A 6087-nucleotide genomic window follows, 5' to 3' on the forward strand; every position below is an offset into this window, starting at 1 on the left:
GATTTGAGGAGGGAGTTTCTATGAAAAACGTGTTTACGATTTTTACAGCTCCGGTGGAAACGTTCAGGCGGGTGCGGGAGAGTAAGACCGCTTGGCTCTTTGCGCTTGCGGCAATGATCATTGTTTCCGTTGTCGTGATCTACATGCAGATGCCGGTGATCGAGAAGGAATTTCTACGGCAGATCCAAAGTCAATCAGTGGATGCCTCGATGCAATCGACGATGATGGCAACAGCGAAGACGTCTGCTTACGTAATGGGTGTGGTGATGCCGGTTATTACGATTTTTGTGACGGGCTTGTTGTTGTTGCTGCTGAATTTAGTCGTTCGCGGTGAAGGCAAATACATGCAGTTCGTTTCCATCGCTGCTTATGCCGCATTGCCAGGGTTGTTAGGCAGCTTGATCACGGGAATTATGATCATGACGATGGACGTGCAGTCTGTTACGGATGTTTCGCTGAGCTTGGGAGCTCTTGTCTCTGATAAGTCCAGTGCAATGTACCAGTTCTTATCCTTGATGAATCCATTTTCAATTTGGGGCCTCGTACTGTATATCATCGGCTCTTCCGTCATGATGAAACGGCCTTACAAATCGGTGGCTGTTTGGATTATTGCAGCATGGCTCGTGTTATCGCTGGGATCGCTGTTGCTGGTTTAAGTCCGGAATTATACATAACAGGATAGGTGATGGACTTGTTGAAGAAAAAGTGGTTTTGGGGCGCTGTCGTCGGGTTGGCGGTCATCGCGTTGGTCATTGCCAATATGATCGGGTTGAATCGGGCCGCTGAAGTGAAGGTCGCCGCCGTGGAGATGGGCAAAATCGTCGAGCAAATCTACACGAACGGCAAGCTGGAACCGGGACAGACGACCTCCGTGTATGCTCCGGCAAGCGGGGTGATCGAAGAGGTAAAGGTGAAATCGGGTGATACGGTTAAGAAAGGGCAGGTTCTCCTTACGCTGAGCATGGAGCAGGTACGGGAACAGCTGGAGAAGGAACGGATTAATCTGCAATTGACTGAAGCGGAACGACTGGCGGCCAAAAAACAGCATTTTGAGAGCTTTAAGCAAGCGCGTCTCGAAAACCCGGACCTCGAACCGGAGGAGTTGGACCTTACCACCTATGATTTGCGCATTCGTTCCAGTGAGCTGACGATTCAATCCCTGGAGAAGCAGCTTGCTAACCAGAAGGTGCTGGCCCCAGCCGACGGCGTTGTTACCAGCCTGACGGTAAACGCAGGTCAAATGCTGGCCGAAGGCAGCGAGATCGCAACAATTGCCGATGTGAGCAAGCTTAAAGTAAGTGCATACCTGAATGAGTTGGATGCAGGCAAAGCGGAGCAAGGGATGAAGGCGGTGGTTACGGGAGAGGCTTTTTCGAATAGTTATGAAGGCAGTATCTCGTATTTGGCGCCTACCGCCGGTTTAGCCGATCCAACCTCCAAGGATACGTCGGTGGAAATGGAGGTCAGCCTGAATCAAGTATCATCAGAGCTTCGTCCGGGGTATAACGTCACGGTAGAGATGGAGATTCCCGATAAGGAACGGCTTCTTGTGCCAATTGATGCGGTTCAATATGACGGTGAGCAGGCCTACGTCTTTAAGGTTCAGGACGGTGTTGCTGTTAAGGTGCCAGTGACAACCGGGAAAGAGGGCGAGGCTCAAATCGAACTGGTCTCCGGGGTGGCCGCAGGCGATTTGGTTGTAGTGGAAGGCGGCGACAAGCTGCAGGATGGCGCTAAGGTGAAGGTGAAATGATTACGCTCAAAGGCATCACCAAAGTATACAAAAACGGCCCCCTTGAAGTACAAGCTTTGACCCCCATTGACCTGCACATCGAGAAAGGTGAGTTCGTAGCGATCATGGGCTCATCCGGCTCCGGTAAATCAACGCTGATGAACATTATCGGATGTCTGGACGTCCCGACCTCCGGCAGCTATGAGTTGGACGGAGCAGCGGTAGAGTCGTTGAATGAGGAGGAATTGGCACGCGTACGGAACCGGAAAATCGGGTTCGTGTTCCAAAGCTTTAATTTGCTGGGCAGGCAAACCGTACTGCAAAACGTCACGCTGCCGATGATGTACGCCGGCATCTCCCGGGAGGAGCGTAACGAAAGGGCCCTTGAGTTGCTTCGCAGGGTGGGACTGGCTGAACGGGTTAAGCATCGTCCAAACGAGCTTTCCGGCGGTCAGAAGCAACGGGTGGCGATTGCCCGGGCGTTGACCATGAATGCACCGATCCTGTTGGCCGACGAGCCTACCGGGAACCTAGATACGAAATCATCCTATGAGATTATGGATCTGTTCAAAGAAATTCACGCCGAAGGGACGACGATCGTGCTCGTTACCCACGAACCGGACATTGCCGAGCATGCCGAACGGATCATCACATTTGGGGATGGACGGATCCTAAGCGACAAGCGTAAAGGGAGTGTTGGGGGATGAGCATTTGGGAGAGCATCCTTGTTGCTCTGGACAATCTCCGAATGAACAAGCTGCGTTCCTTCCTGACGATGATTGGCATCGTTTTTGGCGTCGCTGCGGTGGTCACGGTAGTGTCTATTGGCCAGGCTGGACAAAGCTCGATTATGTCGGAGATGTCGAACTATGAGGATGGGTATTTTCTGATCTATCCGAACTATAGCAACGGGGAGCCCGAGGATAATGTCTATTTCCGGCAGCGTGAAATGGCAGAAATTCGTAAGCTCCCGGGGGTCCGTTATGTTTCGTCGTCGTCTTCCTACGGAATGACCGGTAAGCTGAAGAAGGAAGAGCTGCAATTTAGTATCACGGGCACGACTTCGGATTCGCCTAAAATGCAAAAGATCGATTTGGTGGCGGGCAGATTTTTTAATTCTCAAGAGGAGCGAGCGCGTCAAAAAATCCTCGTAGTTGAGGCCAAGTATGCCAATAAAGCATTTGGTTCTCCACAAGGTGCTATCGGTCGGAAAATCCAACTATCTGGAGGGATGTTCCGAATTGTTGGCGTGTACAAGGCGCAGGAGAGTCTCATGAGCGGTTTTGGCGGAGAGCGTTACTCTGCTTACGCACCAATTACGACGATGCTGGATGTGGAAGGGTCAAGTGATCGTTTAAGTATGCTGGAGATTCTGCCCACATCGCCGGAAAGAATGGATGAAACGGTAGCGTCGGTCAAGGCTTGGCTGGCAGATCGGAAAAACGTGAGCAAGGATGCTTATGTCTCGGAATCGGCAAGGGATGCGGAGCAAATGATCAAAAGCACGTTCTCTATCCTGCAAACGATCATCGGTTCGATCGCTGGGATCTCCCTGCTAGTCGGGGGAATCGGTGTCATGAACATCATGTTGGTCTCGGTTACAGAACGGACCCGGGAAATCGGGATCCGCAAAGCGATTGGCGCCACGCCAGGGACGATCATGCTTCAATTTATGATTGAAGCGATAATCCTCTCGTTTATTGGGGGGACGATTGGCGCCCTCTTCGGGTTATTGGCGGCCTGGGTGTTCGCTTTGATCTCGGGGTGGCCGTTCGTCATTTCGATTTGGGCCATTTTATTGGCGTTTGGATTTTCGGCAGCGGTGGGTATTTTCTTCGGCTTGTACCCGGCAAACAAAGCCTCCAAGCTGCACCCCATCGAATCGCTGCGTTACGAATAATAAAACAACCCGGTTCTCCATTGGGTGGAGCCCGGGTTGTTTCTTTTTTGCTGCGGGTTACTATGATGATGTTGCAGGTCAGCGGGTTACGCCTTTGCTTCAGATGGCTGAACCGGGACGTAAATGTCGATCTGTTTGCCTTCCTTCGGCCAGCAGCGTTCATCATACCATTCAAAATCAGGCGCAGCCACTTGCTCGTAGCCGGACGTTGGGAACCAGTCCGTAAAGATTTCGTCCCATGTCTGTTGAATAGACGAGGAGAAATCGGCTTCCCCTGCAGGTGGAGTCGTGAAGATCGCATAGGTTTGTGCCGGGATCCGATACTCCGTGATTCCTTCCTGAACTTCGGCCGTTTCGTCGACTTCAAAGCCGATGATATACCGGAACGTGCCGTCTTCATCGATGGCGGTGCAGACGCCGAGTTCAACATTTGGATGGAGTTTGGTAGGTACGCGGGAGCCCCATTGTTCACGCATATATTTTTGCCAAAATGCTGGGATGTCCTTGTGATTTTGCCCATTTTCCGTGGTTGTTTGGATTGCGAACCCCAGAATGCGTTTAGCTGGAATCTGTTCAATACGGAATTGCATGACATAATCTCCCCAATCGTACGTAATTTGAGCAACGAAGTCTCGAAGCGGATTGGCCTTGGGTACCAGGTATGGCGGGCGACCGCGGCGACGGCATTCCGTCGGCAGGATGCCGTACATTTTTCGGAAGGCCCGGGTAAAGGCCTCATGAGAACCAAAGCCGCAGCGCAGGGCAATATCGACGACTTTCAGGTCGGTACGTGCCAGCAGTTCGGCTGCGTGGGACAACCTGCGCTTACGAATGTAGGTCGTCATCGTATCGCCGACAACATACTGAAATGTGCGATGGAAATGATATTCGGAATAATACATCGCCTTGGCCACCTCAGCCAATGTGAGCTCTTCGCCTAGCCGTTCTTCGATATAATCGATGCTTTTTTGAATGATGTTGATTTGATTCATAACTGCCTCCAGACCGGTCTATGGTTCAAGTATAGCGGACCGAAAAATTGGCTTCTTGATCATTCTTGCGGTTGGGAAGATAACGCAGCTTCAGTATAGCATGGAGGAAGGGAGAGCTGTGTTGCTTGTTTTCTGGGTGGACGGTGATTGGTCATTCCCGATGGGAAGACTCGCGCCTCCTCCCGTTCCCTGCTACAATGGGGGAAGCGGCCGTTATGGGCTTGGCTCAGGACAGGGCGCAATGATAGAAGTAAGGTTCGAAGTTTACGTTTTGTAGGAAGAAGGGCTGCCTGTTGATTTTCGGAATCGGACATGACATTGTCGAAATCCAGCGCATAGAGCGCTTGCTCAACAAGACGATCGGCGAACGGTTGCGCCGACGGATTTTAACTGCGGCGGAGCTTGCGCTGCCTGGGCAAGCTGCCCGACCGGCGGAGTTTTTGGCGGGGCGGTTTGCAGCAAAGGAAGCCGTCAGCAAGGCGTTTGGCTGTGGTATCGGTCAGGTGCTTAGCTTTACTGATATAGAGATTTTGCCCAATGCGCAAGGGAAACCGTGTGTGACGCTGACGCCGGGGGCCTGGGTGCGGCTCGGGCTGTCTGGAGTTGGTCAACCGGAGGGCAGCGGGTATACCATACATCTTAGTATTACGCATGAGCGGCAGCTGGCTTCGGCCTTTGCTGTGGTGGAACGCGTGCAATAGAAGGAGTGCAGGATGCGGGGAAATAGAGAAACACGGGTATTTTTCAGTACAGAACTGTTGAGTTGGTACGAGCGGTCGAAGCGGGACCTGCCTTGGCGCAGGCATCGTGATCCGTATTATATTTGGGTGTCGGAAATTATGCTGCAGCAGACGCGGGTGGATACGGTGATCCCGTATTTTCAGCGGTTTATTGAGCGTTTCCCGACGATTCGGGATTTAGCCGAGGCGCCGGAGGAAGAGGTGCTGAAATGCTGGGAAGGGCTTGGTTATTATTCGCGAGCCCGCAATCTGCAGGCGGCGGCCAAGCAGGTGATGGAACGGCACGGCGGGATCGTGCCGGATACCAAGGCGGAGGTCTCCGCCTTGAAGGGGGTTGGCCCGTATACGACCGGGGCGATCTTGAGCATTGCTTTTAACCGCCCGGAACCGGCGGTGGACGGCAACGTCATGCGGGTGCTGTCACGCTACTTCCTGATCGAGGAAGACGTCGCGAAGGCCGGGACACGCACCCTCATGGAGGAGCTGGCCGCGGAGCTGATCCCGGAAGGGCGGGCCTCCGATTTTAATCAGGCTCTGATGGAGCTGGGCGCGCTCGTCTGTACGCCCAAGTCACCGCAATGCCTGATCTGCCCGGTCATGGCTCGCTGCGCCGGCCGGCTCGAAGGCGCAGAGGAGCGCCTGCCGGTCAAGAGCAAGGCGAAGCCGCCGCGGCCGGAGTATCGACTCGCCGCCCTCGTCGAGGGCAGCGGGGCGCTGTCCGGC

Annotated in this window: 7 protein-coding genes; 6 read left to right on the plus strand and 1 reads right to left on the minus strand. The window is 53.3% G+C overall.

The features are described 5' to 3' along the window. The first annotated feature begins 20 nt into the window (after positions 1-20). Genes RW092_RS22810 through RW092_RS22825 form a run of 4 tightly spaced genes read left to right on the plus strand, consistent with a single transcriptional unit; the run spans position 21 to position 3632 of the window. Positions 21-656, plus strand: coding sequence for a YIP1 family protein (locus RW092_RS22810; protein ID WP_232228352.1), 636 nt, complete (start codon positions 21-23; stop codon positions 654-656). Positions 657-685: 29 nt separating this feature from the next. Then, positions 686-1753 (plus strand): efflux RND transporter periplasmic adaptor subunit, encoded by a 1068-nt coding sequence (locus RW092_RS22815; protein ID WP_254899736.1) that lies wholly within the window; start codon positions 686-688, stop codon positions 1751-1753. After that, on the plus strand, positions 1750-2439 hold the full coding sequence (locus RW092_RS22820) for an ABC transporter ATP-binding protein (protein ID WP_028539399.1): 690 nt from the start codon (positions 1750-1752) through the stop codon (positions 2437-2439). The genes RW092_RS22815 and RW092_RS22820 overlap by 4 nt, the downstream gene beginning before the upstream one ends. Continuing rightward, positions 2436-3632, plus strand: coding sequence for an ABC transporter permease (locus RW092_RS22825; protein ID WP_127576753.1), 1197 nt, complete (start codon positions 2436-2438; stop codon positions 3630-3632). Before RW092_RS22820 ends, RW092_RS22825 begins: the two co-directional genes overlap by 4 nt. A gap of 86 nt (positions 3633-3718) precedes the next feature. Here the strand turns inward: RW092_RS22825 and RW092_RS22830 are convergent, their stop codons facing one another. Continuing rightward, positions 3719-4624, minus strand: a complete 906-nt coding sequence (locus RW092_RS22830) for an AraC family transcriptional regulator (protein ID WP_316011374.1) — start codon at positions 4622-4624, stop codon at positions 3719-3721. A 293-nt stretch (positions 4625-4917) separates the two neighbouring features. On the opposite strand from RW092_RS22830, the gene acpS reads away from it, so the two are divergent. After that, on the plus strand, positions 4918-5325 hold the full coding sequence (gene acpS, locus RW092_RS22835) for a holo-ACP synthase (RefSeq protein ID WP_016313554.1): 408 nt from the start codon (positions 4918-4920) through the stop codon (positions 5323-5325). A 12-nt stretch (positions 5326-5337) separates the two neighbouring features. After that, the coding region (mutY, locus tag RW092_RS22840; RefSeq protein WP_316011375.1) for an A/G-specific adenine glycosylase at positions 5338-6087 on the plus strand (750 nt) is incomplete at its 3' end.

Origin of the sequence: Paenibacillus sp. 3LSP (assembly GCF_032465655.1) — a bacterium.
Taxonomy (GTDB): Bacteria; Bacillota; Bacilli; order Paenibacillales; family Paenibacillaceae; genus Fontibacillus; species Fontibacillus barengoltzii.